Below are 26,450 nucleotides of genomic sequence, written 5' to 3' on the forward strand. Positions count from 1 at the left end.
ATTTCGCCTGCATGGAAACCAAGTTGTCAAGGTTCTGTTCTAGCCAATACGAAAGGCTAGTTTTCCTTGCCCCTAGTTCGTTTTAGGCTGCAAAGCCTTCCACTTTGTAGGGAACGAATCGCACAAAACCAAACTTATCTGTGCGACATGATTGCCTAGACCCATGCCCGTTAGCTGTAATTAACAATGGTTTAACGCCTTTAATGTTGAGTGTTGGGATATCAACCCCAACACAAGCAGCATCTAACCAGTGAGTCTTTTCTAATTTCTGTTGACTTCTGTTGAACTTTGTTAGACCTCCTGAGCCTGTTTCTATAGATAATCCTGTTTCTTTTAAAACTCTAAACAACGCCCATCGAGTTGTGTTTACTGCGGCGGCATCAGCTAATGGTCTTTTAGCTTGTGCAAGGATTTTCTCTAACCTGCTCTGCTCTTTTTTAAGGAAATCCTTGATATCCTTAGTCCCCTTTTTGGTATTACATTTTTCGCAACTTAGTGTCAGGTTGGTGATTGAGTTAGAACCTCCTTTTGCCCGTGGGTGAATATGTTCCACCTGAAGTGGAACGTCCTTTACCCCACAGTAAGCGCATTGTCTGTTCCACTTTTCAAGAAGGTATTCACGGGTTTCATAGCCAGAGAGAGTCCCCTGTTGATACTCGTTACCTTGAATATCTATATCTCGCATCAATTGCATATCGAAGCGTACTAGCTCTTGACTGATAGCTTGAATCGATGCAAATCGGCGTAACTTATTAACCCAAGTTTTGATATTCTCAATCCGACTTTGTAAGCTCGGTGCTAACCAACCCTCTGTGCGAGTTCTGTTTAAAAAGCGCGGTTGTCTGTAACGAGTAATCCTTGCGCGTCTACCTCTTCTTAATTGTCTTCTAGATGTTAAAGCGTCTCTGATTGCAAAACCTCTATGCTTTAACTCTGCTGCAAATATAACTTCTCCATTTGAATCGTTAACTAATGCAATTCCTGTGAATTTTGCACCAGGGTCAATCTTTAACCTAAGTGCTGACACATGAGAGCAAGGACGTGACTCTTTCAGGATGATGGTGAACGGGAATCGACAATAGATTGCTGCTTTTTTGTTTCGCAATAATTGTCTAGCCTGTGCTGAATGAATTGGGTCTAATGGTCTTTTTTCCGTATCTAAAACAAATACTTTGCACATAAGTGCCTCCTTGCGGGTAATGTTAGCCTAGACAAAGATTAAAAGGCTTTTTACGCCAACAACACTAGCTTCAACCCAATATGCTTGTTTAATCGTTGACCTCAGAGCTACAAACTGGCTGCGTATTTGTAGGTGAGATGACCTTGAAATCGTAGTACTCAAGGTACTTAGTCGGGTAAACTCTGGGCTTTTAAAGCCCCCACCATATTGCTCTTAGCAATTGGTGGTGGGTAGTTTACTGCAGATTAATAGAATCACAAGCGAGATCCTACACTGCAATCTTGCTAGTTTCCAAAGCTATTTCATCCCTCTGATTTGTAAAGCGATCGATGAAGGGTTCTACGCTTGGCTAATTCTTTACCTTTGCGACCGAGTTGTTCACGTAGTTGCTGGTCTTTGCACAACCGATTGAAAGCTTGAAACACTTCATAACCAGAATTGGGATTAACCAGTATCCCATTTTCTTCATGCTGAACTGTGTCTAGAACACCGCCTAAGCGAGGGGCAATTACAGGCTTACCGAAGTAACTTGCTTCTAAGTAAACCATACCAAAACCCTCCATACTATTAGGCTTAGTATCCAATAACGTCAGCATAGCAAATATGTCACAAGCTGCATAATAACCTGCTAATTCTCGCTCTGGCACATACCCGACAAAATGGACGCGCTTATCTACCCGCAAACGATGGGCCAAAGATTTCAGTTCCGATTCACTTGGCCCTTGACCGCAGATTATATAGTGGACATCGACCCCAAAAGTTAGCAATAGTGGGATGTTATCAATTATTTGGTCGAAACCTTTATGTTTTACTAGCTTCCCTACTGAAAGAATAACTATCGCTGTTTCGGGAATATTGTAAGCCTGACGCACGCGAACACGTAAATCATCAAGGCTACTGGGACTCGCTACATTATTACCAAATTTTTCTGGTCTGATTATTGGGTTAATGACGTGGGTAGGAGTATCTAATCGGAAAGCAGTTCTGAGATAGTCTCGTGTATAAGAACTGTTACAAACAATACCTTCGGCTCGTTTGAGTGTTAATTTAAATAGCGATCGCAGCACGGGATTGTGTAAAGTACAATGAAGATCATTGCCGTGCAGATAGATAAAAAAGCGAATAGGTAAGAGATAGCTCAATAGTAACAGTGAAGGAAAGTCATAGCCGTGACCCCACTCTATATAACGATAGTGATAGCGAAAATAGAGTTTGATTGCTAGGACAAATGAGCAGACAATATTTATCAAAGGCTTCAGGATACTTCCCACACAGCCACTACGCCAGTATCTAGGATAAAACCAGCGATACACGGGAAACTGTTGACCTTCATCAAATACTTTATCTCCTGAGCAACTAGCCGCCAGCACAATAACTCGTTCTGGATCTTGGAGACAGCGATTGTAGATATATTCCCCAATTACAGCTTCTTTCGGCAGGAATATCCGGGATATGACTAGGATATCTGGGTATGCAGCTTTGTCTCTGATTTCGGCTGTTAGTTGAGAAATATGTTCCATAATAAAGCTGATAACTTTACTTCAAATAATTTGAATTTATCTACAATTAGGATTAGTTTCAAAGCCATAATTCTTATTTTATTTCTTTTAAAACGAATGTGGTAGACAAATTGGAAGGCTATTTTAAAAGATTAGCCAAGAAGATTGTTTTTTTATTGTGTTGATTTTATTTTTGCTACAAATTTCTCACTAATTGAGAATTTCTGTGCATGATGAACAATAAATAAAAATTAGCACTTGTAGCCAAATTTCTCAGTGCACAACTGTTGGGAAAATTACGAAATTTAGCTACGTTCAATAGAATATCCTGAATCCTCTTGAATGTTGTGCCAAAATGCCAAAAAATTGGATACATATTGGATAGCTATCTAGTGGCTGACTGCTCTTACTGACAAGCATCACAGAGACTTTCTAGCCTGCTACGTATAAGTAAATCCAAAGCCGCCAGATGTAATAAATGCTGTGATGATTTAAAAATATCCTCCCACCTTGCGATCAAATAAGTAAGGTAATTATTAAAAAATTAGTCAAAATAATCATTAAAAATTAAAATAATCTGTATGATCCAAGACTGTGGTCTGGAAGTACTAGTGTAAGAAGTAACAATAATTACCCAATCGCACCTTTCTGTAATTGTAAACATATCTTAAGGTACGGTTCCCCAGTCGAGAAATCCCCCCTGCGATCGCTACCTACCCAGGATGAGACGCGGTAAATTGAATATGTAGCCTTTAAAAGTGAATGCTACGTGAATGCTACAAAGCTTACTAATTAAGGGCTGGCGTTAGCGACAGATCGCAACACTCCTACCAGCATGGGGAGAATTCATAAATAATTCAGTTTTCCAAGCGATTGTATTATGCGTAAAAAACTACAACAAACCATCAAACCGCTGTTAAAAACCTTCTTAGCCCTAGGACTGGTGTTGACTTTGGCTTTTAGTCACGCTGATGGAGCATTAGCGGCCCGCAGTGGAGGTCGGATCGGCGGTGGCTCATTTAGAGCACCTTCCAGCCGCACCTATACACCGCGCACCTATGCACCTCCTGGCGGGGGCGGATACTATCCTGGTGGTGGTTTTGGTGGTGGCTTTGGCTTTCCCTTCCTAATTCCCTTCTGGGGTATTGGAGGAGGATTTGGTGGTCTATTTAGCATCTTAATTTTCTTTGCGATCGCTAATTTCTTAGTGCAAACTTTCCGCCGCGTCTCTAGCGGTGAAAGTGAAGATGTAGGATACAGCAGCAATCCCTCTGTTTCTGTAACTCGTTTGCAAGTAGGTTTGTTAGCTCAAGCCCGCGAATTGCAAAATGAACTCAACCACATTGCTGAAACTGCTGATACTAACACCCCAGAGGGGAGAGCAGAAATTCTCCAAGAAGCCAGTCTAGCTTTACTCCGCCATCCCGAATACTTTGTATATGCAGGTGGTGGAACTCAACAAGCCAGTTTAAATTCAGCTGAAAGTCAGTTTAATCGGCTGTCACTGGCAGAACGCAGCAAGTTTAACGAAGAAACTCTTTCTAACGTCAACAACCAGCTAAGAGCAGCCCTTGCCAAAGATGCTTTACCCCCGGCTGGTGAACTCGACAACCCCACCCGCCTATTTACTGAAGGCCCTGGCGAATACATCATCGTCACCTTACTGGCGGCAACATTAGGTAAGTTTGAAATTCCAACAGCAATTAACAGTGCTGATGATTTGCGTCAAGCTTTGCGGCAAATTGGTAGTATCCCCAGCGAGAAACTTTTGGCAATTGAAGTTCTTTGGACTCCGCAAGCTGAAAATGATACCTTGACATCTGATGATGTGTTGGCAAATTATCCTGATTTGAGACTTGTTTAATCGCTAAGAAATTTCGCGCTAAAGCGCTAAGAAAAACCTGAGATATTGGCCCAAAAATTAAATTCCCCCCTGAGGGCAATAACTAGAAAACCGCTTGTCAATGACAGGCGGTTTTTGTAGAGCTTAGATATACTTAACTATCAATACTGTTCGGTTAAGCATTTTTAACTTGTAATCTGGTTTTGGGAAAAGGTTAAAGGGTAAGGGTTAAAGGTTTTCTTCTACTTTTTCCCCTTCCCCTTTCCCCCTTAACCGAAAGGTATTGACTTAACTATATTTTAGAAAAATTATTCTTAAGTCTTGACAAAACAATTAAAAATGGAAAATTACTTAGAAACTTTAGTTGTGGGATACAGAGCTTACTTTAAAAAAGAATTGCTCCGAGACGCATAGCGCGTTAGCGTAGAGGCACGTTCGCGGCAGCGTCTCGTAGAGAAGTGCGGCGCAAGGCGTCCTTGTTCCAAGTCCACTGCTTAAGTCGTGGGATTGAATTTTGAATTTTAAATTTTGAATTTTTAATTCGAGCGAAGCGAGTGACTTTGGTAGTATCATCAAAATGCATTATACGCAAAGCGTTATCTTATGCCTAGTGTTGAACTCGACGAAAACCGAGAGCATCGCATTAAAACAGAGATCATTGTAGATGCTGAAGACAAAGAAGACCGGGCTATGGGTTGGTACTACTACCTCGAAGAGGTTCTGAATTTTCCCTTTGTGGCTAAATGGACTAAGAAGGGACGCAAATCAGCTTCTGCCGAGGAGAAACAAGTCGAAGTGCTGGGAATGGCCCCAGATGATGAGTGCTTAAAAGATATGTTTGTAGAAGTGGCTTATATTAACGGTAAGGATGATGATGTATATTCTGCAAAGTTATCTGAAATAGCAGCCATTGATGCTGACAGCGAAACTGAAGAAGCGATCGCAGACTGGCTCTATTGGATTGCCAGAGGATATAAGTTTTAAATTTTAGGATAAATATCGAATGACGCGGCAAGGATTACCCGCAGCGACAACATTCTCAGGTATATCTTTGACAACTACACTGCCAGCACCAATGGTTGTGTTATCACCAATAGTTACACCGGGACAAATAATTGCACTGCCACCAATCCAGACATTATTACCAATGTTAATTGGGGCAGCTAATTCTCTCCCAGAAAGACGAATTTCCGGCTCTGTCGGGTGATACGCTGTATAAATTTGTACATAAGGAGCGCATAAGACATTTTCACCAATATGAACTGGATTGCAGTCTAAAATTACACAGCCATAGTTCATATACAATCTGTCGCCAGCGAAAATATTACTGCCATAGTCACAGTGAAAAGGTGGCACAATTGATGATTTGTGTCCTATCCTTCCAAATAATTCTTGCAAAATTTGCTGCCGTTGCTCTTGCTGCTCTTCGGTTGTAGAATTGTAGCTTCGCAACAGACGACTAGCTCGCTTATTTTCGGCAGCCAATTCTGGATCTTCTGCTAGATATAATTCGCCTGCGAGCATTTTCTGTTTTTCGGTTTTTTCCATAACAGACTTATGTAGCTCCTTGGTTGTGTAGGATACACATTAGTAGCGGCTAGAGTAGTATATTCCATCCATATAAAAATCGCTATAAATCAAAATTCCAGATAATTGTCAAGAAAATCAGAGTAATTTGATTGAAGCGGTAACAGAAAAAACTAATTAACTAAATATGGCATAAGTAGCTTTTCCATCCCGTTTAGCTCGGTACATAGCAATATCAGCATCCCGTAGCAGAGTTGCAGGCTCCTCATAATTACTAAAATTCCAAGTAATACCAATGCTAGCTGTAGTAGATAATTGATATCCATTTAGGTTAACTGGCAATTGCAAGGAGTCTTGAATACGTTTAGCAACATTGGTAGCGTCGGTAATGTCTTTTATATCTTCCAAAAGGACAGTAAACTCGTCACCACCAAATCGTGCGACAGTATCGCCACTGCGTAAGCACGACTCTAAACGTCTAGCGATCGCTACTAAAAAATCATCCCCTGTTCCATGCCCAAAGCGATCGTTAATCTCTTTAAAGCCATCTAAATCCAAAAATAAAACTGCAAAATAATAATCGCTTCTGCGTTTGCTACGCTCAATTGTTTGTCTGAGCCGATCCAAAAATAAAACACGATTAGGTAATGCTGTCAGCCCATCATAAAACGCATTACGGATCAGTTGTGCCTCTGTCTCCTTGCGTTTGGTGATGTCTTGAAAAACTAAAACAGCGCCAGTAATATTGCCATTTTGATCGCGGATGGGTGCAACATTATCTCCAATCGCTATTTCTTTGCCATCTTTGGTAATCAGTGTACTGTTTTCTGGGAAATTCAAAATTTCACCTGCTTCGATTACATGTGTGGCTAAACTTTCAATTGTTTCTCCTACATCTTTGTCAACTAAGTTAACGACTTCTACTAAATCTTTACCAAACGCTTCACTTTGCTTCCAACCAGTGATTATTTCTGCTGTAGGATTCATCATTTCAATACGACCATTTGCATAGGTCACAATCACTGCACAGCCCATACTGTTAATAATTGCTGCCAGCCTCTGTTTTTCTTCGTATAATATTTTTTTGCTCTGATGTTTGTACAAAGCCATTTCAATTGCAAAATGTAAATCACTTTCAATAAATGGTTTAACTATATAACTAAAAGGCTCACTTAGTTGATTTTTATGTAATGGTTTATATTCTAAACAGTCTGTTAGATACACTACAGGCACATGGAACTGATTTTGGATAATATCGGCTACGTGTACACCGTCAATTTCCCCAGCTAGGCATATATCAATTAATACTAAATGTGGAAGAGTTTCTGCTACCTTTTTTATTGCTTCTTCACCAGACTTAGTTGTTTCTGAAACAGAATAGCCTAATTTTTGTAAACTCTTTCTAATATTTGAAGCTAGGATTTTTTCATCCTCAACAACTAGGATTTTGCGGGCGAACATGGTAAAACAACCTGTTTGCTAAGGTTCAGATTTTTGTTGTCAGTGTCAACTCGATCTAAAATTCATTATCTTATCATAAACAATCTCTAACTACTCTGTCTTCTTACTTGATATAAATACTGACTAATGATTAAATAGCCTCATGTTATTAACCTGTAATAATTTCTGTGTTTGTAAAAGCTAATTATAATTAGCTTATGCAGTTAATATCATGTTATTAACATCCGTATCAAATTACCATGTAATTACTAGCAATCAAAAAGTTATTTTCAAAAAAGTAATAATTTTTCTGAATAAAATAAATATTAAGTATAGTATTTATGTAAAAATTAATCAAGAATAAATTGTGAACAAATCACAACATCCTACGTTGATCTAAGTTGAAAAAATTAATATAGTGCGTTGTATGTAACATAATAGTATCCATTTGCTAGAATACTGCTAAAAATTAAACATTATCTGCAATTAAAGAGTTTAATACCGTTTTGTCTACAAATTGTTTTTGTCTCAGTCGGGGTTGAAATTCCCGTCTGAAACTGTCTTAAATTTTGAATGGCGAGTGAAATGGTATTATTTAGAGCTATTTATCACTTCTTGATTAATCAGTAATCACAAATCCTGTGCTCTAAAAATATGCAAGTTAAATGCTCATCAGCAGATCACGGAATTTTTTAGTGTTTCGGGTATGAGCCGATGCTGGGGGCTATGGCAGAAAATATTCTCTTTGTGAGATACTTCCACACTCCACGGAAACCCCCTCTCTTTGCTAGCTTATGGATAGAAAAAACACTTTAGATATTGGACTTACTTTTAGTAAGTTCAATGCTAATTTTGCCGCCAAAGTCTGGAATAGGTGCAGCAGGTTTACTCAGAATGACTTGGACTTTTGTTACACGATCGCACTCTTGGAGAATAGAATCTGCGATCGTTGCTACCAATTTCTCCACCAAAGCAAACTTAGACGTTTTGATCAGATGTTGTATCAAGCTAATGACGCTGCGATAATCTAAAGTGTCTTCGATCGCGTCAGTCTTGGCCGCTGTGGAGATATCCAACCATAACTTCACATCCACCTCAAACCATTGTCCTAGAACCTGTTCTTCTGGCAGATAACCAGTGTAGCCATAGCCGCGAATTCCTGTTAAATGAATGCAGTCCATAAAAGTTTGAGAGCAAATTGTGCATTTTGTAGAAAGTGGAGTCAGTTTGCTTGGAGATTTTCTTTCCCACAAACTCGCGTGGCGGTGTTGGGTTCCATCTCCGCATTTGTCAAACTTTCCCAGATGGATTTTAAATTGAATTTCCCTAGACAAAATCTAAAATTTAAGATTGTTTTATAGCTATGTTTGATTTAATGCCGATCGCCTATAGGAATGTTAATCAACTTTGGGGTTATATCTTAACAGAGACACTAAAGCGGTTGGGATTGACTTGTGCCATTATTTGTCCTGGATCGCGCTCTACACCGTTAGCGATCGCTTTTGCTCAACAAGCACCTGAGATTGAAGCGATTTCCATTCTTGATGAACGTTCCGCCGCGTTTTTTGCATTGGGACAAGCTAAAGCAACCGGACGGCCTGTGGTAATTGTTTGCACCTCTGGTACAGCAGGAGCTAACTTTTATTCAGCAGTAATTGAAGCCTCATATAGTGGTGTACCACTGTTGATATTGACCACCGATAGACCACCAGAATTGCGAGATTGTCACTCTGGGCAAACTGTGGATCAATTGAGATTATATGGAAACTACCCAAATTGGCAAACAGAGTTAGCCTTACCCTCCGCCGATATGGGAATGCTAGCTTACCTGCGACAAACGGTAATTCATAGCTGGGAAAGGGCGCAAACTCCTACAAAGGGGCCAGTACATTTGAATATTCCCTTTCGCGATCCCTTAGCACCTGTTCCTGATGGAAGTGACTTGAGCTATTTGCAATCACAGTTTCACCCAGAAGACTTCTTTGCAGGAATAACAAGCAATACCCCATTCCATATTCCCAATTCCCGATTCCCTATTCCCCAAGAATGGAAGGAATGCGATCGCGGCATTATTATTGCAGGTGTTGCCCAACCGCAGCAACCAGAAGAATATTGTAGAGCGATCGCGCAACTTTCCCAAACTCTCAAATGGCCCGTGCTAGCTGAGGGACTCTCCCCAGTCAGAAATTACGCCGAACTCAACCCTTATTTGATTTCCACTTATGACCTGATTTTGCGAAATCAGCAACTAGCAAAGCAGCTAGCACCCGAAATGGTGATTCAGGTTGGTGAAATGCCTACGAGTAAAGAACTGCGTACCTGGATAGATGCAACGCAACCGCGACGCTGGGTAATTGACCCCAGCCATCAAAACCTCGACCCTTTGCACGGGAGAACGACGCATTTACGAATATCTGTAGAAGATATAAAGGTGGAGGAGGGAAATTTATCTTTATCCTCAAAATATGTGCAGCAATGGTGTGATGCGGAAGCTCAAGTCAGGTTAATTGTTGACCAGACAATGGGGAAAATAGATGAAGTCATTGAGAGTAAAGCAGCTTGGTTAATTTCTCAGATTTTACCGCCAGGAACGCCTCTGTTTATTGCCAATAGTATGCCTGTGCGGGATGTGGAATATTTCTGGAAACCGAATAATTTAGGAGTGCGATCGCACTTTAACCGGGGTGCAAATGGTATAGATGGAACATTGTCCACAGCTTTAGGAATTGCCCATCGACAGCAAAGTAGTGTGATGTTAACGGGAGATTTAGCGCTGTTGCATGATACCAATGGTTTTTTAATCCGCAATAAGTTTATCGGACATCTCACGATTGTATTAATCAACAACAATGGCGGTGGAATTTTTGAAATGTTACCCATTGCCAAATTTGATCCACCATTTGAAGAGTTTTTTGGCACTCCCCAAGATATTGATTTTGCTCAGTTGTGTGCTACTTATAATGTGCAGCATGAATTGATTAATTCTTGGGAGCAGTTACAGCAAAGATTAAACCCGCTTCCAACTAAAGGTATTCGGGTTTTGGAGGTGCAGACAAATCGGAAACTAGATGCTAAGTGGCGACAAGAGAATTTGAGAAATTTTGGCGCAGATATTGTAATTTAAGTACCTCATTATGTGTTGCTAAATAGAAGGATGAAATATAGCGATTGAGTGAAATACTTGCGGAACTTAAGTTAAAAAAACTTTGCCACAAACGTTTTGATAGCTAATGCAAATTACTAAATATTGCTTGGTAAAGAGTAAAAAATAAGAATTAGGTAAAAATTTTAAGTAAAAATGCTTAGTGCTAAATATTTAATAGTCAACTAATTTCAGTTTTATTACAGTATGCTAATTGTTAGCAAAGTATTATATTATCCAAGTCTATCTAATTTAGAAGCATTATTAATGCTACATAACCTATATGCCAATTAACAATGAGATTGATTTACATTCAATAAGTAAGTTCATACAAACAGAATCTTTAGTCAGAGAAATAAGTGAAATTATATCTAAAAAAATAGAAACATCACTTTATAATACTCAAGGAGAAGACTACTCACTTTTAATCAAGCGACTAAATGTTGTAGGTTTATCTACCCTCGATGAAATAAAAAAAGATTTAGAGAAACATAAAAATAAAATTATAAAGTTCACTGAAAAATGGATTAACGACAGCGATTATCCAAACTATGGTTTTACTTCTTATAATGTACCACTTATGTACCTTTGTTACATCAAATTAGCTTTACTGGGCAACGTGGCTGACATAGCAGATAAGCTACAATTATTTTTATTTAACATAGACAATAAAGAAAGTATAGTACTTGCACAGCGTATATTAAAAATTTATAGAGACATAAAATAGTATATATTTGGAATTACAAGCACTCTCTGAGCCTTTTGAGTTTGTAAGTCTTGAACAACTCAAAGTTTTTCTTTGTAACCACCTTTCCAAGCCCACGATCGCAATCTCAATTCCAACAACCTTCTTAAGCAATTCCACTAAATATTCGTTTTAACAGTCGCAGGAGGAGTGATCGCACTTCTTCCACTGCTTCTGATATACCCGCGTGTCTGCAAATGTTTCTTCACTTCGAGAAACTTTATTTGTAGCCATCATTATTTTACGGAGTGCGTAGGCGTAGCCCACCGCAGGTATCGCCCTTCTCCTTTGCGTGAGATTTACCCTCTTGGTTGATCTTGTAACCACCCTTCCAAATCAGTAAGAGTAGAGAAATCCAACAAAGCATCACCTAAAGCTTCCAACTGTTCCACCGATAACTCTTGAATCTGGGACAGAAGCGCATCAGGAATATTACCCACACGCCGATTTAATAGTCGTAAAACGATCGCTCTTTCTCCTTCAACCTTTCCTTCCTCTCTTCCTTCAACCTTTCCTTCTTCTCGCCCTTCTTCCTTCGCTTCCAGAATAGCCCGTGGTTCTTCCAAATTCAGTCCCAACATCGTTGCAATCTCCTCTCGACTTAGGTTAGAAAACTTGTAGACGATAATCGTCGTCACTAAATCAATTATCGCTTGCTCCGATTGTTGCCGTGCTTGCTCCAGCAAAAACCGCGCCCCTTCAACTGCTTCGGTTTCAGAAGTAACATTTGTCAGCAACATCAAACCCAATCCCAAAGGTTGTTCTCGCAAATCCCCCAACTCATCCAGATAAACCCGCCTGACTTGGCCACTTTCTAACAAAGCGCGGTGAATCGAAGAGGAAGAAGGTTCGAGACTGCGAGAAGCAAAAATTATGACTCCAAACCAGTCATCGTAACGAATCGAGTTGCGGTAGAGAAACAAAAACAATTCGCTAAAGAAGCGGTGATATAAGTCTTCGTCCTTCTGAAACTGCACTTCTGCAAAAAAGACGGTTTTGGAAACTGCATTATCGGGAGGTAAAAACACTCCATCAATCCGAAACGCGGTTTCTTTTACTTCAACTGATTCAAACTGGTAGTTTTCCGCTTCTGGGGGTGGTTCATCTACTAATTCAAATAGCAAACCGGGAAATTGCTTAAATAATTTATAGAAGATGGTGTCACGTCGCATTTTTATTCCTCAACACCCAGACAATTACCAGATTGTAAAGGCTTGAGACACGAATTTTAGCGTAGGCGTAGCCCACCGCAGGTATCGCATGTCCCTGCGTCCGCGATAAAATTCTCAAGCACAACACCGCACTCCATACCAATGCAAATTAACTGGCAAACTGCCAAAACCTACGAAGACATCCTGTATCAAAAAACCGATGGCATTGCAAAAATCACCATCAACCGTCCCCATAAACGCAATGCTTTCCGTCCTGAAACAGTCTTTGAACTGTATGACGCTTTCTGTAATGCTCGTGAAGATACTACTATTGGAGTTGTCTTATTTACTGGTTATGGCCCACACACTGATGGCAAATATGCTTTCTGTTCTGGTGGTGATCAAAGTGTGCGGGGACATGCGGGTTATGTGGATGACACTGGCATCCCTCGCTTGAATGTGTTGGACTTACAACGCCTGATTCGCTCCATGCCGAAAGTGGTAATTGCCTTAGTAGCTGGATATGCGATCGGTGGTGGACATGTCCTACACTTAATTTGTGACCTTACCATCGCTGCTGATAACGCCATTTTCGGACAGACTGGCCCCAAAGTAGGCAGTTTCGACGGTGGTTTTGGAGCCAGCTATCTCGCCCGCATCGTCGGGCAAAAAAAAGCTAGAGAAATTTGGTTTCTGTGCCGCCAATATGATGCACAACAAGCGCTAGAAATGGGCTTAATTAATTGCGTCGTCCCAGTCGAACAACTAGAAGCGGAAGGTATTCAATGGGCGCAGGAGATTTTAGAAAAAAGTCCGATCGCAATTCGATGTCTCAAAGCCGCATTCAACGCTGATTGTGACGGACAAGCTGGTTTACAAGAACTCGCTGGCAATGCCACCCTACTCTATTACATGACAGAAGAGGGGTCTGAGGGCAAACAAGCGTTTCTCGAAAAGCGGCCACCAGATTTCCGCTCTTTTCCTTGGTTACCTTAAAACTGCAAAAATCGCACCTCACTAAAGGGTGCGATTTTTGTAGATGTCAACGTTTACAGCACTAAAAATCTTAAAAACAAATCTTATCTTAAGCAAACTACAAAATCAGTTCAGTAATAATGGATGACTAAATAACCACTGCTTTATTCTTTACCTGTTCAGATACAGAGGCAGCTATTTCCTCTACAGGGGCAACAGCATTGTCTAAATCTGAGGCTAAGGAGTGAGATGATGTTAAAACTGGGGCTGCATCTGGCAAACTCCAAGCATCTTCCAAGGTTTCCCAAGAAGGTGCAAAAGGCGGGAGTGCCAAAGAGCAAGCCTTCCAAGTTGCTTGAACTGGTGCTCCCAATTGCTGGCATGTTCCGCCACGGCGACCCTCTGGCTGGTAATGACGGCAATATCTACAGGCAGATGCTAAAAATTTAATGGGTTTCATTTGGATTCATCTTTAGTGCCGTTGCCGGCTGAATTTCATCCTTATATTTTGCTTCTATATATAAAGACGGATAAAAGCCAAAAAGCCATTGTTTTCTATAGGTTTCAGCGATCCCGACGAAAAAATAAACTTTAGGATATTTTTATATTCTTGTTATATTTTTAAATAATGCTTAGAGTGGTTGCCTATAGATATTGGCTAAAACTTATTAGGGATCAAGACTAAAACCTAAGCTTTTGATTTCTCTAGCCTTTTAACTTCCTCCTTAAGGATAGCTTAAGGCAGATAATTTCAGATAAATTGTCTGCTTTTGATACCACGTTAGGCATATTTTAGCAGTGAAATACATTTTTTCTTAAGAATCAGAACTATTTTGTGTAGCAGTAACAAGTTACTTTAGGATAAATTCTGCTCAACGAATAATCGCTAAACTATTTAGCTTTTAATCTAGGTTAGGACTGATTCCCTTCAAAACTGTTTAGCCGCACAGACAGAACAGACTTCCCAACGCTGGAGTTCGCCGGGCGGGGTGGGAGATTGACACTGGGGACAAAGGGGTAAGCCATGCGATCGCGATCGCATGATCTTTGTCCAATGTCCAAAAGCAGCATTTACATCCTTAGTGGGTGTAACATCAGGGCGGCTAATCTCATCACCAAGGTAACTGGGATGCTCATGAGGCGAAATCGTTTGTTGCTGTTTTCTCTCCACCGATGGATTCTGCCAGTTAGCAGTAGAGAAGCGAATATCAACCAAAGGTGTTGGCAGGTTTTTATTCAACTTTAAAAGCAGAGACGAGCGGCCAAAAGTCAGGTTTTGCGCCCAAGCAGCACTAGAAGTTGCTACCGACAAAACATCGCGCTGAATCGATAATGGTCGAGTATTTGCGGCAACCACTGGGCCAACAACTTCTGGCCAAAACTTGAGCAGGCGTTGAAATGGTTGCTCCTGCCATTTGGCCTGCTTTTCTAGAACGCCTAAAATATCATTAATTGATTTCAACGACATCATTCAAAGTGCTGAGTGCTGAGTGAGGAGCAAGGGAAAAGAGTTTTCCCCTCTGGAAGAGCAGCACCCTGCCTGCCCCTATGCCCAGTCTATCTATTTAGATAATTTTCGCTACTATTGTCACAAATATATCTAAAGTTAATTTCAGCAGTCTACGTTTGAGGCACAGAGACAATGACTCAAAACCCCCTGAACGATTCCGGTACTCAATCATCTAAAACACCTGGGTTGAAACCAGCACTAGCAGCAGCACTAGCGAGTTTAGAGGTGCCGCTAGATCAAGAGTTAGCTCGATACCGACGCACGCGAACTGGTTTGGTGTCATCAAAACAGTCCCGTGTTGCAAGTTACATGAGCAGTCAACCCCAGCCGTTGAATGCCATCTCTACAGCATCGGGCACAACTCAGTCATCAGTAACGGAAATCAAAACCAACGTGCCGCCTGCATCTGTATCCGTGAATCATCAGGTAACCCCAGCGCCAGCTACGGCAAAAATTGACGTACCACCCGCATCTTCTGTAGCTGCGAATCCTCAAAAAAACCCAGCGTTAGCTACGGCAAAAACTGAGGAACTAAATAATTTCAATGTGCCCTCCACCTCAGATTCTGCTAAAACACAAACTCAACTTCCACCACCACCGCCCAACTTTAGTAGCAGCATCGTGCCAGCAGTTGTTAAAGATACTAAGAGCGAAAATCTCTTACAGCCAGATGACACCCCTAAGCACCCAGATGACTATTTGGAATCCAGTGAAGCACTGCTGCGAAGTCTGACAGAAGAACAACCAGAAACTAAGAAACCGAGCAGCAATTCTAGCGATAGTCTGCTATCACCTTTGGGTATCGGCTCAATGTTGCTGCTATTGGTGGCGAGTCTTACCTTGGGTTATGTAGTGTTCAATCCCAAAAGCTTGTCACAATGGAATTTAGCCAATTTGTTTAACGGTAACTCATCTTCTGCACCAGAAAATACTGAAGAAGTTGGAAGTAATATCCAACCTCAGAGCCAGCCACCAAGCACATCTATACCCAAGTATCCCAATCTAGCTGCTAAAGAGTTTCCTGAGGTGAGAGACCCTAATGATGTAGTTGGCTTAAAACCCAAAGTCCAACCAACCCTCGCAGTAGTACCTAATCCAGTCGTTCCCCAAAACCCCGCAAATCCTCAAACGGCATTGCCTGAACCCAACACAGCCCTAAAACCGACAAATCCGATCGCTTTAGCACCAGTACCGATGCTACAGCCTTTGCCTCCCCTAAATTTGCCACCCACTTCACCACTAAAAACCTCGCCCAGCCCAATCGCAACCTCACCAAAGCCGGATGCAGAAATCAAACCAGCAACAGATGGATTCTATCATGTAGTGATAGATAATAAAGACGCGGCTTTAGCCTCAGCACGGCAAGTAATTCCTGATGCTTATTTATCACCCAACAAAGAATTGGTTTATTTGGGTGCTTTTAAGACTAAAGAGCAAGTACAACAACATTTGAAATTGTTACAAACAAGGGGAATCAAGGCACGGATTCAGCAGCCATAAGTTGCAAAAATCTACGATACGATGAGATAACAGTCCTGAGCCATGAGTGCTGAGTCCTGCGTAAACAGGACATGGGTACAGGAGGACACGAGGACATTTTAATTATCCGCGTTGCCGCATTTACTACTTTCCGCGTCCTCTTGGTAAAGTCAAGAGTTTTAATACTCAGCACTAAGTTTAGTTGGGATGTGGCATCTACATAATCTGCGGTGATGAGTAATTATCAAAACTCATTACTCAGCACTGAATTTCGTGAATGGAGAGCCGACATGGAATTAATCAAGCGTATCCTGCGGGTGATTCGCGCTAATCTCAATAGTTTGATCGGCAGTGCAGAAGATCCAGAAAAGATTCTGGAGCAAACTGTCTTGGAAATGCAGGAAAATCTGGTGCGGTTGCGGCAGGGTGTAGCACAAGCGATCGCTACCCAGAAACGCACCGAACGACAAGCAGCGGCTGCCCAGTCTCAAACAGAAGAATGGTATCGCCGCGCTCAATTGGCCTTACAACAAGGCAGCGAACCTCTAGCACGGGAAGCTTTGACTAAGCGCCAAGCCTATAAAGAAACCACTACAGCCCTCTTTTCCCAGATAGAGCAGCAAAACGATATAGTAGCTAGGCTAAAAAAGGATATGCGATCGCTAGAGTTAAAAATTTCCGAGGCGAAAACAAAAAAAGATATGTATATTGCTCGCGCCCGTTCTGCCGAAGCGTCTTATCGCCTCCAAGAAATGCTCGGCGGAGCTTCTACCACCAGCAGTCTGAGCGCTTTTGAGCGCATGGAAGAAAAAGTTTCGCAAATAGAAGCCAAATCAGAAGCGATCGCTCAACTCAGCAGCGACGACTTGGAAACACAATTTACTTCTTTGGAATCTACTAATGATGTGGATGCCGAATTGGCAGCAATGAAGGTGCAGGCTTTAAACGGGGCAGAAAACATACAGCACAACAGTCTCCTCACCCAGGAGAACCAGAAGACAGAGCCGCCTCCCCAACAGCAGTTACCTAAAACTCAGGACTCTTGAAGTTCTGCTAATGACCCCACTTTGGAGATATCTTAACAATTAAGAGCTGTTAGAAGGTACTGATTCAAACTGGAAAGATTACATTGAAATAGGTAGCTATTAAAAAGTAAAAAAGCTAACTGTCCAACAAAAAGCGTAAACCACACAAGGAAAAACAAAGTTATGGGATTATTCGATCGCATTAAGCGAGTAGTTAGTTCTAACCTCAACGACCTGGTTAACAAAGCCGAAGACCCTGAAAAAATGCTAGAACAAGCCATCTTGGAAATGCAGGAAGACTTGGTTCAGTTGCGTCAGGGAGTAGCCCAGGCGATCGCCGCCCAAAAACGCAGTGAGAAACAGTACAATGATGCCCAAAATGAAATCAATAAGTGGCAACGCAATGCCCAACTGGCCCTGCAAAAAGGTGATGAGAACTTAGCGCGACAAGCTCTAGAGCGCAAAAAAACTTATACTGACACCAGTGCAGCTCTCAAAGCTAGTTTAGATACCCAAAGCACTCAAGTTGAAACCCTCAAGCGCAACTTAATCCAGCTGGAAAGCAAGATTTCTGAAGCTAAAACCAAGAAAGAAATGCTCAAAGCTCGGATCACCACTGCCAAAGCCCAAGAGCAACTTCAAGGTATGGTGCGGGGGATGAATACCAGCAGTGCAATGTCTGCCTTCGAGCGGATGGAAGAAAAAGTCTTGATGCAAGAAGCCAGGGCCCAGGCACAAGGAGAGTTAGCAGGTGCAGATTTAGAAACCCAATTTGCCCAGTTGGAAGGTGGTAGCGATGTTGATGATGAATTGGCAGCTTTAAAAGCGCAAATGCTACCACCTGCTACTCCAGTAACTCAAGCACAACTGCCACCGCAACAAGAAACCACTCCTCCTAAGTCTAATGAGGTGGTTGATGCCGAGTTGGATTCCCTACGCAAGCAATTGGATCAACTGTAAAATTGGTAGAAAACTTAATTGAGCTAGTCCCACACCTATTGGCTGTGGGATTTTACGTCATTAGTCAATAGTTAACAATCAAAATAACTATGAATTATTGACTATGGACTATTGACTACTTTGGGATAAAGTATTGTGTGTGCCAAATTTGATCGCCACCTGATGGAGACTGCAATGAGTAAGGCTGTAATCACCATAACTGATGCTGAGTTTGAAACAGAAGTGTTAAAAGCTGAACAGCCTGTGTTAGTTTACTTTTGGGCTTCCTGGTGTGGGCCTTGTCAATTGATGTCCCCCCTAATTAACTCAGCTGCTATCAAATATAGCGATCGCCTCAAAATCGTTAAAATGGAAATTGACCCCAATCCACTCACTGTTAAGCAGTACCAAGTGGAAGGTGTACCAGCCCTAAGACTATTTCAAGACCAGGAAGTTTTGATCTCCACTGAGGGAGTCATCGGCAAAGAAAAATTACTTGCTCTTTTAGATACACACTTAAATAGTAATTAGTCAAAAGTTCATAGTCCAAATGACTAAATAACTAATGACTAATGACTAATGACTAATGACTAACATGCAATTTGCAAAACGTTTACAACCCCTGCAATCAAATGTATTTGCTGATATGGACAGAGCCAAGGCAGTCGCTTTGGCTGCTGGACAACAAGTAATTGATTTGTCGTTGGGGTCTTCTGATTTACCAGCCGAGGCACATGTCATCAAGGCGATCGCCGAATCTCTTCACGATCGCAGTACCCACGGCTATCTGTTGTTTAACGGTACCCAAGGATTTCGCCAAGCCGCAGCCAACTGGTACGAACAAAAATTTGGACTCAAAGTCGATCCCCAAACTGAAGTACTACCTCTGATTGGTTCTCAAGAAGGCACTGCCCATTTACCGCTAGCAATACTCAATCCAGGAGATTTCGCTCTCTTGCTCGATCCAGGATATCCCTCCCATGCTGGGGGAGTTTATTTAGCTAGTGGTCAAATCTACCCGATGCCACTACGAGCAGAAAACGGTTTTTTACCTGTGTTTGCTGACATTCCTGCCCCAGTCTTGGCCCAGTCGCGGATGATGGTATTAAGTTATCCTCACAATCCCACTGCTGCGATCGCTCCTTTATCTTTCTTCCAAGAAGCTGTCGCGTTCTGTCAGCAACACAATCTCGCCCTAGTTCACGATTTCCCCTACGTAGATTTGGTATTTGAGCGGACTGGGGAGCAGAAAAATTCTTCTCCCAATCCAAAATCCTTAGTACCTTCAATTCTGCAAGCAGATCCAGAGAAAAGCGTCTCAATTGAGTTTTTTACCCTTTCCAAGTCCTACAATATGGGCGGCTTCCGTATTGGCTACGCCATCGGTAATGCTGAGTTAATTAAAGCCTTACGTCAAGTAAAAGCCGCTGTTGATTTTAATCAGTATCGGGGAATTTTGAATGGTGCGATCGCTGCTCTAACTGGGCCTCAAGCTGGGGTAGAATCTGCTGTCGCTACCTTCCAGCAGCGCCGTGATGCTTTTATCAGTGCTTTACACCGCATTGGCTGGAACGTTTCTACTCCCAAAGCCACAATGTACATCTGGGCAAAATTGCCTTCACCTTGGAATCAAAACTCCATAGAATTTTGTACACAGCTAGTCAAACAAACTGGTGTAGCTGCTTCCCCAGGTGCTGGCTTTGGCAAATCTGGAGAAGGGTATGTCCGTTTTGCCTTGGTGCATGAGCCACCTTTGTTAGAAACTGCTGTGGAAAGAATTGCCCAGTTCCTTCATTGAATTTCTTCTCAAACTAAACGCTAAGGATTTTTGGCGGCAAAGTCCACGAATAGAACATGCGGTAGGGGTGCACATTTGTGCGTCCTTACTAATCACCGTATTATACTGTACATCAAAATATTATATTATTTTTTATACAATACACTTTAAAGAAAATATGTAATTCAACGTATAAAAGCATCAAAATATTCTTCATTTTTTTATTGATAATCAGAAGGAACTTTACCCAATCAGGTCTCCCCGTTTCTTAAACTAGGTTTGTACGCTCAGATACCAAAGATGGCTAACAATGCAGGTCGCGTATTTAAGCAGCCGTATTGCCAAAAAGCCTGTAGTCAAGACAGCCCAAGCCTAAAAACGGCAGTAGTTTAAAACTTAACTTCCAAACTGACAGAGACTTGAAAAAATGAAGATGACTTTTCAGAAACTTGTAATTGGTGCCTCAATGGCTATTGGTGTGAGCGCTCTTGCCACTGTACCAGCACAAGCTGGAACACTCACTGGTGCTAGTATCGGTGGAACAGCAGCAAGTGATTATTCCGTCTATGATGTGTCAGGTAACAGTACTGTACTTGTGCCAAGTACCCAGACAAACGTCCAGAAAGTTCTGGATAGTAATGCTACAAATCCCACTGGAAACGTAGAGTTACGAGCCACCACTGAGCAGCCTGGTTTTGATTTCACCAAAAATACCACCTTGACGGGGCAAATTGGTGGCAAAAGTATTACTCTGAGCAGTCTGACAGCAACAGATTGGTTTAGTACTGGGTCAGGATTGAGTACAAGCTATGGAGCAAATAACTTTGCAAATACCTGGTTTAACGAATTTTATAATGCAGCTGGTCTAGCAACCAATGAATCTGCAATTAAATTGGCAATAGGACTACCAAGTTTTACTCCTAGCTCGGCTATCCGCAAGCTAGCCTTTAACGCATTTTATGGTATAAGTGGTTTCCAACGCTCCAGCGACCCTAATATCTCTTACGTTAATCAAAATGACACCACTGGCGAAATTAAAATTGGGTTAGCTGGTCACTTCAATTTAAAAGATTACTATGCTCCTCTATTAGGAGGCTTTGGTAATTTTCTCAAAAATGGATTCCAAGCCAGTGAAGTTGTTAAAGTTACCTACAATGACAAGACTGATTTCCTTTACAGCTTTTCTGCTACCAAAAGTGAGCTAACGAACAGTTTAGGATTAGGTGCTGATAAATTTTCTCATAGTGGCAACTATGAAGTTAGCATAAAAGGTGTGCCTCCCGCAGCAGTGCCAGAACCATCAATAATCCTCGGTCTGCTGGGTGTTGCTGGTGTGTTTGCTACCCAACGCAAATTTAAAAAAGCATCTATTTAAGATTACGGGTTCAAAACTACAAATAAAAAAGGGAGCTGTTAGCTCCCTTTTTTTTATGAATACTTCCTTCTAGCTATAGCAATCCATTTTGATTTTTGAACTTACTTGCCTTAGCAAGCAATAGGCAACGGGAAAGAAGGTTTTTTAAATTGTGCTGAGTTTTTTCAAAAATCAAATATGAGTCCTATATTTACAAAAACATTTACAACAAACCGTTTGTAAAGGTCTACATATCTACACCACTACCAACATATTTGTAACGCAATTTCGCAAAATGGTATGGCTTACCTTAACATCCAGATATAAACTGTTTTAGGAAAGGCAATTAGTCTACCATTCGTTATATATATGTCAGCTTAAATAACCGTCATTGCAACCGTTTGCAAAGTACTTATGCTAAGTTTTTGGGATTGCTAGCCTACGGGAATACCAAAGGCGAACGTTTTACTTCGTTACACTCGCAATCATAAATGATAAGTAATTAGCTGGGCTTGATATTACAGTACTACTTAAGTAGTTTCACCCATAAAGCTTGGACAGTTCAATTTTTAAAAGTAGTAGTTTATTTAATACTATAAATTGTAAAAAGCTCGTAAAGAAAATATTAATTTTTAATTAATATTATATTTAAGCATACTATTATTAAGTATTGAAGTGCATCTAAATTTAATTTATTAATATATTTGGCTAGATTATATAAGCCAAATTTCTATTGGTTTAACAGTTTAAATGCACTACCGTTCTAGTTTATGGTAAGAAGTGTTGGTTTTTACATAAGATAATAGATAGCAATGACAGCACGATTATTCAATATAGACCAGCCATTGCGGTCACACAAAGTTAGACGAGTTTTGCTAGTTGAAGACCATTATCTCAATAGGTTGTTACTGACTGACTATCTAAATTATTGTGGGTACGATGTCCAAAGCTTATCAGAAGGGTCTGCTTTTTTCTCGACTATAGAGAAATTTCAACCAGATTTAATGTTATTAGACTTGAAACTGCCAGATATTGATGGTTATTCACTCTTAAAACAAGTCCAGCAAAAACCTGATTTGTCAAAAATACCTATCATTGTAGTTTCAGCTTTTGCTTTTAAAGCAGATCAAGAACTAGCTCTAAGTTTGGGCGCACGCCGCTATTTTGTCAAACCTCTAAAACTCAAGGAGCTGATACTTACAATCGAAGAAGAGTTGACTTATCTTCACAGATAAACTTTTCTGTTAGGCGTTCATTTATTCAGCTTTTTGCTCTGCAATAAATTCTTCAACTTGCTCACTAATATGTTGTATAGAACTACCAACTTTTGAAATTTTATGTTGTATTTGCGCTAACAACAAAACTGCTGTTTGCAGCTCATTGAGCGTTTCAGCCATAGCTTCCCGGTACTGGGCTTCAAAGTCTTGCAAATTCATAGTTTAACTGTTGAATGAAATTATTATAATTGCTATATTTCCAATCATATTCGTAAATTTACCTTACTAAATCCGTTAAATCGCTTAATATTATAAGTTCATACAAAACCCAGGAGATTGTTTAATAACAATTTTTGTAGGATATTTATATAATCGATATTTAAAAAGAATAATTAACTTTAATAATAAAAAAATAAAAGCTTAACTCAATCAATAAAAAATAATTTCTATATAAAAATGAATTTCCAAATAAGAAATCTTTGTTGATTTTAAAATCTTAATTATAGATTCAAGAAGCCAAGTTTTTATTCTGACAGTACCAGCCGCGGACTGAGTTCACAGTTAGACACACTTTCGTCTGCTCCAAAGTTTTGATGCTTACAGCAGGACATTTAGTACGCTGTGGCAGAAGTTACCTAGCTTTATTTAAGTACTACCAGCCTTGTTAATTGAGATGGTAGCTGGATTTACGCCATGCTTGCTGTACTAGGTCGGAAACCAAGCCCCCCTGCGGGAAGCCGCAGAAACATTTATAGACTTCTCTGTGTGTGGACTAAAAGCCTGCCTACTTTATATTTACTTGATAATAACTCTGTTAAATCGGCACGAAAAAATAATTTTTCTTAAAATAGAGAAAGATTACCTAATTTTGGTTGTGACAATATCTACTCAAATTTTACCACTGGTTAAAGAGCCAGAACGACTGGAAAATCGTCTAGCCGAAATTCCACCGGAACCGGGGGTTTATTTCATGCGGGACAGGAGCGATCGCATTATATATATAGGTAAATCACGTAAGTTGCGATCGCGTGTCCGTTCCTATTTTCGAGATGGCTACAACAAGACTGAACGCATAGCTACGATGGTTAAGTTGGTGACAGAAATTGAATTCATTGTCACTGATACTGAAGCCGAAGCCCTAGCGCTAGAAGCCAATTTGATCAAGCAGCACCAACCATACTTTAACGTGCTGCTCAAAGATGATAAAAAATATCCCTATCTCTGCATCACTTGGTCAGAAGATTATCCGCGAATTTTTATTACCCGTAAACGCCAATTCGGCAAAGAAAAGGATAAATTTTACGGGCCTTATACTGATGCTGGTTTATTGCGAGAGATTGTCCGCATCTGTAAGCGGATCTTTCCACAGCGACAACGGCCTCAACCACTTTTTAAAGACCGTCCTTGCTTAAATTATGATTTAGGGCGTTGTCCGGGTGTGTGTCAACAAATGATTTCACCAGAAGAATATCGCAAAATTGTACAAAAAATAGCGATGGTCTTCCAAGGGCGAACTCAGGAACTAATTGATATTTTGACTCAACAGATGAACGCAGCAGCTGAGGCGCTGAACTTTGAGTCAGCAGCGCGAATTCGCGATCAAATTTCTGGATTAAAGTCGCTGACGGCTGACCAAAAAGTTTCCTTACCAGATGATACAGTTTCACGAGATGCGATCGCACTGGCAGCCAACGAACAACACGCCTGTATTCAAATATTCCAGATTCGCGCTGGGCAATTAGTAGGACGTTTAGCCTTTGTGGCGGATGCTCATGCAGAACCGGGAGCTATTTTACAACGAGCTTTAGAAGAACATTACCAAACTGCTGACTCAGTGGAAATACCTTTAGAAATTTTGGTACAGCATGAGTTACCAGATGGCGAGATATTGGCAGATGTCTTAACTCAACGTAAAGGCAAAAAAGTCACAATTTTGACTCCTTTGCGGCAAACTAAGGCAGAATTAATTGAGATGGTAGAGCGAAATGCCCAGTATGAATTGCAAAGAATGCAAAAATTTGGCGATCGCAATCACCAAGCAATGCAAGATTTAGCAGCCATTCTCGATTTACCAGATGTACCCCACCGCATCGAAGGTTATGACATTTCTCATATTCAAGGGTCAAATGCTGTAGCTTCACAAGTTGTATTTATCGACGGATTACCCGCCAAACAGCACTATCGCCACTACAAAATAAAAAATCCCACTGTAACGGCGGGACATTCAGATGATTTTGCTAGTCTTGCTGAAGTTATTGGGCGGCGGTTCCGCAAGTATGGAGAAGATCCTCAGTTATCACGTTTGGGTAATCCAGATTGGCCTGATTTAATCATGATCGATGGCGGTAAAGGTCAATTATCATCAGTTGTCGCCGTTTTGCAAGAGATGAATTTATTAGAAGACTTGCGAGTTGTAAGTTTAGCGAAGCAGCGAGAAGAGATTTTTTTACCGGGAGAATCTAAACCCTTGACAACTGATGCAGAACAACCAGGGGTGCAGTTGTTGCGGCGGTTGCGGGATGAAGCGCATCGATTTGCAGTGAGTTTCCATCGTCAGCAACGCAGTGATAAATTGAAGCGATCGCGTTTAGATGAAATTCCTGGCTTAGGACATCATCGACAAAAGCAGCTACTAGGGCATTTTCGCTCAGTTGATTATATTCGGCAAGCAACAACCCCACAACTCGCTGAGGTTCCAGGAATCGGGCCGCGTTTAGCTCAAGAAATTTACGATTATTTTCATCCTGCTTGAGGAGATTAGTACAACACGGCGTAAATCCAGTTACCATCTCAACAAGACTTGGGGTTTAAACAAGGGGATTTTGCCCCTTGTTTAAGGTAGGTAAACTTCTGCCATAGTTTACTAGTTCCACTCTCACAGATGATTTAATTAAGGTTGTCTGTGAGAATTTAAGCTGTATAGAAACCGTAAATTTACGGTCTTTGATAAGTGCGGTAGTTTTGATTAAATTATCTCGCCACAATTTAATCTCATAAATCTTGTTAGCGAATATTAACTAAATCTTAAGATAAATATTTTGTTACTAAATATACAGTAATTTCCTGGTTTTAATTTTTGAATACAAGAACGGCTTTTTTTGTATTCGTCTGAACTGACTATAAATAAGGCTTTCTCAAGGCATTCCTCATAGGGATCAGTAAATAACTAAGCAGCATTTAATTAAAAATTAATTTATGTATCTAAAGTAGGAGGGTAGGATCACTTAAATTAGAGGATAATAGACAGAGATATGAAAAAGTTTTCAAACCTGAAATTTTGTTTAAAATAATCAGCCAATATTAGCGCCGTTTGTTAAGTTAGGTCAAACCAAAATTTTTGCTAGTTTAACTGGCAGTTTTCTCAAATAAAAATAGTTACAACCAGGGGTTTTAAAATGCAGACAGTACAAAAAATTTACTGCCCAAATTGCGGCTGCCAAGCAGAACGTTATTATATTTCTGATAGTCAATTAACTCGGACACAATGCCCTAGTTGTGACTACTTGATGATTAGTTGCACTCGCACTGGCAAAGTGATCGAGGCTTATGCACCAGGAATTTATGCACAGCAGCGCTAGTAATTAAAAATTGGAGAAAATATTCTCTAATTTTTAATAATAAAGTTACTTATCATAAACTTTGAACAC

23 protein-coding genes are annotated in these 26,450 nt (G+C 40.7%); 14 read left to right on the forward strand and 9 right to left on the reverse strand.

What is annotated here, in order from left to right:
• Positions 1-82: 82 nt before the first annotated feature.
• Together iscB and H6G92_RS27595 are read right to left on the reverse strand one after the other, a co-directional pair.
• Positions 83-1,180: an RNA-guided endonuclease IscB gene (gene iscB, locus H6G92_RS27590; RefSeq protein ID WP_190898483.1), complete on the reverse strand. Its 1,098-nt coding sequence runs from the start codon at positions 1,178-1,180 to the stop codon at positions 83-85.
• Positions 1,181-1,482: 302 nt separating this feature from the next.
• Positions 1,483-2,700, reverse strand: a complete 1,218-nt coding sequence (locus tag H6G92_RS27595; protein WP_190898487.1) for a glycosyltransferase family 4 protein — start codon at positions 2,698-2,700, stop codon at positions 1,483-1,485.
• A gap of 859 nt (positions 2,701-3,559) precedes the next feature.
• On the opposite strand from H6G92_RS27595, the gene H6G92_RS27600 reads away from it, so the two are divergent.
• Together H6G92_RS27600 and H6G92_RS27605 are read left to right on the forward strand one after the other, a co-directional pair.
• A complete protein-coding gene (locus tag H6G92_RS27600) occupies positions 3,560-4,543 on the forward strand; it encodes a DUF1517 domain-containing protein (protein WP_190898488.1) in 984 nt (327 codons plus the stop codon).
• 582 nt (positions 4,544-5,125) lie between these two features.
• Positions 5,126-5,506, forward strand: a complete 381-nt coding sequence (locus tag H6G92_RS27605; RefSeq protein WP_190898490.1) for a calcium-binding protein — start codon at positions 5,126-5,128, stop codon at positions 5,504-5,506.
• A 3-nt stretch (positions 5,507-5,509) separates the two neighbouring features.
• Here H6G92_RS27605 and H6G92_RS27610 read toward each other — a convergent pair whose 3' ends face one another.
• The 3 genes from H6G92_RS27610 to folB all read right to left on the reverse strand — a co-directional run bounded on the left by H6G92_RS27610 (position 5,510) and on the right by folB (position 8,670).
• A complete protein-coding gene (locus tag H6G92_RS27610; RefSeq protein WP_190898492.1) occupies positions 5,510-6,070 on the reverse strand; it encodes a sugar O-acetyltransferase in 561 nt (186 codons plus the stop codon).
• Positions 6,071-6,226: 156 nt separating this feature from the next.
• Positions 6,227-7,510, reverse strand: a complete 1,284-nt coding sequence (locus H6G92_RS27615) for a GGDEF domain-containing response regulator (RefSeq protein WP_190898503.1) — start codon at positions 7,508-7,510, stop codon at positions 6,227-6,229.
• 791 nt (positions 7,511-8,301) lie between these two features.
• Positions 8,302-8,670 carry a dihydroneopterin aldolase gene (gene folB / locus H6G92_RS27620; RefSeq protein ID WP_190898509.1) on the reverse strand — a complete coding sequence of 123 codons (369 nt, stop codon included), beginning with the start codon at positions 8,668-8,670 and terminating at the stop codon, positions 8,302-8,304.
• A gap of 182 nt (positions 8,671-8,852) precedes the next feature.
• On the opposite strand from folB, the gene menD reads away from it, so the two are divergent.
• Both menD and H6G92_RS27630 read left to right on the forward strand, forming a co-directional pair.
• Positions 8,853-10,613, forward strand: a complete 1,761-nt coding sequence (menD, locus tag H6G92_RS27625) for a 2-succinyl-5-enolpyruvyl-6-hydroxy-3-cyclohexene-1-carboxylic-acid synthase (RefSeq protein ID WP_190898511.1) — start codon at positions 8,853-8,855, stop codon at positions 10,611-10,613.
• A 301-nt stretch (positions 10,614-10,914) separates the two neighbouring features.
• Positions 10,915-11,358, forward strand: a complete 444-nt coding sequence (locus H6G92_RS27630) for a hypothetical protein (protein WP_190898514.1) — start codon at positions 10,915-10,917, stop codon at positions 11,356-11,358.
• Positions 11,359-11,675: 317 nt separating this feature from the next.
• On the opposite strand, the gene H6G92_RS27635 is transcribed toward H6G92_RS27630, so the two are convergent.
• On the reverse strand, positions 11,676-12,548 hold the full coding sequence (locus H6G92_RS27635; RefSeq protein WP_190898517.1) for an Rpn family recombination-promoting nuclease/putative transposase: 873 nt from the start codon (positions 12,546-12,548) through the stop codon (positions 11,676-11,678).
• Between the two features lie 141 nt (positions 12,549-12,689).
• On the opposite strand from H6G92_RS27635, the gene menB reads away from it, so the two are divergent.
• Complete coding sequence (menB, locus tag H6G92_RS27640) at positions 12,690-13,523, forward strand: 1,4-dihydroxy-2-naphthoyl-CoA synthase (RefSeq protein ID WP_163936219.1); 834 nt, start codon at positions 12,690-12,692, stop codon at positions 13,521-13,523.
• Positions 13,524-13,650: 127 nt separating this feature from the next.
• Here menB and H6G92_RS27645 read toward each other — a convergent pair whose 3' ends face one another.
• Positions 13,651-13,962, reverse strand: a complete 312-nt coding sequence (locus H6G92_RS27645; RefSeq protein WP_190898522.1) for a hypothetical protein — start codon at positions 13,960-13,962, stop codon at positions 13,651-13,653.
• Between the two features lie 468 nt (positions 13,963-14,430).
• Entirely contained in the window at positions 14,431-14,970 is a 540-nt protein-coding gene (locus H6G92_RS27650; protein ID WP_190898620.1) for a DUF721 domain-containing protein, read from the reverse strand.
• A 174-nt stretch (positions 14,971-15,144) separates the two neighbouring features.
• Between H6G92_RS27650 and H6G92_RS27655 the strand changes: the two genes are divergently transcribed.
• The 7 genes from H6G92_RS27655 (at position 15,145) to H6G92_RS27685 (ending at position 22,821) form a co-directional block, all read left to right on the forward strand.
• The gene (locus H6G92_RS27655; protein ID WP_190898525.1) at positions 15,145-16,512 is read left to right on the forward strand and encodes a hypothetical protein; all 1,368 of its coding nucleotides are present in this window, start codon (positions 15,145-15,147) and stop codon (positions 16,510-16,512) included.
• 269 nt (positions 16,513-16,781) lie between these two features.
• Positions 16,782-17,537 carry a PspA/IM30 family protein gene (locus H6G92_RS27660; RefSeq protein WP_190898528.1) on the forward strand — a complete coding sequence of 252 codons (756 nt, stop codon included), beginning with the start codon at positions 16,782-16,784 and terminating at the stop codon, positions 17,535-17,537.
• A 162-nt stretch (positions 17,538-17,699) separates the two neighbouring features.
• Positions 17,700-18,476, forward strand: a complete 777-nt coding sequence (locus tag H6G92_RS27665) for a PspA/IM30 family protein (RefSeq protein ID WP_190898533.1) — start codon at positions 17,700-17,702, stop codon at positions 18,474-18,476.
• Between the two features lie 174 nt (positions 18,477-18,650).
• Positions 18,651-18,986, forward strand: a complete 336-nt coding sequence (locus H6G92_RS27670; protein WP_190898622.1) for a thioredoxin family protein — start codon at positions 18,651-18,653, stop codon at positions 18,984-18,986.
• A gap of 64 nt (positions 18,987-19,050) precedes the next feature.
• Positions 19,051-20,253 carry an LL-diaminopimelate aminotransferase gene (locus H6G92_RS27675; RefSeq protein WP_190898624.1) on the forward strand — a complete coding sequence of 401 codons (1,203 nt, stop codon included), beginning with the start codon at positions 19,051-19,053 and terminating at the stop codon, positions 20,251-20,253.
• Positions 20,254-20,665: 412 nt separating this feature from the next.
• A complete protein-coding gene (locus tag H6G92_RS27680; protein ID WP_242059335.1) occupies positions 20,666-21,607 on the forward strand; it encodes an NF038130 family PEP-CTERM protein in 942 nt (313 codons plus the stop codon).
• A gap of 791 nt (positions 21,608-22,398) precedes the next feature.
• The gene (locus H6G92_RS27685; RefSeq protein WP_190898552.1) at positions 22,399-22,821 is read left to right on the forward strand and encodes a response regulator; all 423 of its coding nucleotides are present in this window, start codon (positions 22,399-22,401) and stop codon (positions 22,819-22,821) included.
• Positions 22,822-22,842: 21 nt separating this feature from the next.
• On the opposite strand, the gene H6G92_RS27690 is transcribed toward H6G92_RS27685, so the two are convergent.
• On the reverse strand, positions 22,843-23,022 hold the full coding sequence (locus tag H6G92_RS27690; protein ID WP_190898557.1) for a hypothetical protein: 180 nt from the start codon (positions 23,020-23,022) through the stop codon (positions 22,843-22,845).
• Positions 23,023-23,677: 655 nt separating this feature from the next.
• Between H6G92_RS27690 and uvrC the strand changes: the two genes are divergently transcribed.
• Positions 23,678-25,555 (forward strand): excinuclease ABC subunit UvrC, encoded by a 1,878-nt coding sequence (uvrC, locus tag H6G92_RS27695; RefSeq protein ID WP_190898560.1) that lies wholly within the window; start codon positions 23,678-23,680, stop codon positions 25,553-25,555.
• A 643-nt stretch (positions 25,556-26,198) separates the two neighbouring features.
• Positions 26,199-26,381: a replication restart DNA helicase PriA gene (locus tag H6G92_RS27700; RefSeq protein ID WP_190898562.1), complete on the forward strand. Its 183-nt coding sequence runs from the start codon at positions 26,199-26,201 to the stop codon at positions 26,379-26,381.
• Positions 26,382-26,450: the final 69 nt, after the last annotated feature.

The sequence above is a fragment of the Nostoc foliaceum FACHB-393 genome, assembly GCF_014698505.1.
Classification (GTDB): Bacteria; Cyanobacteriota; Cyanobacteriia; order Cyanobacteriales; family Nostocaceae; genus Nostoc; species Nostoc foliaceum_A.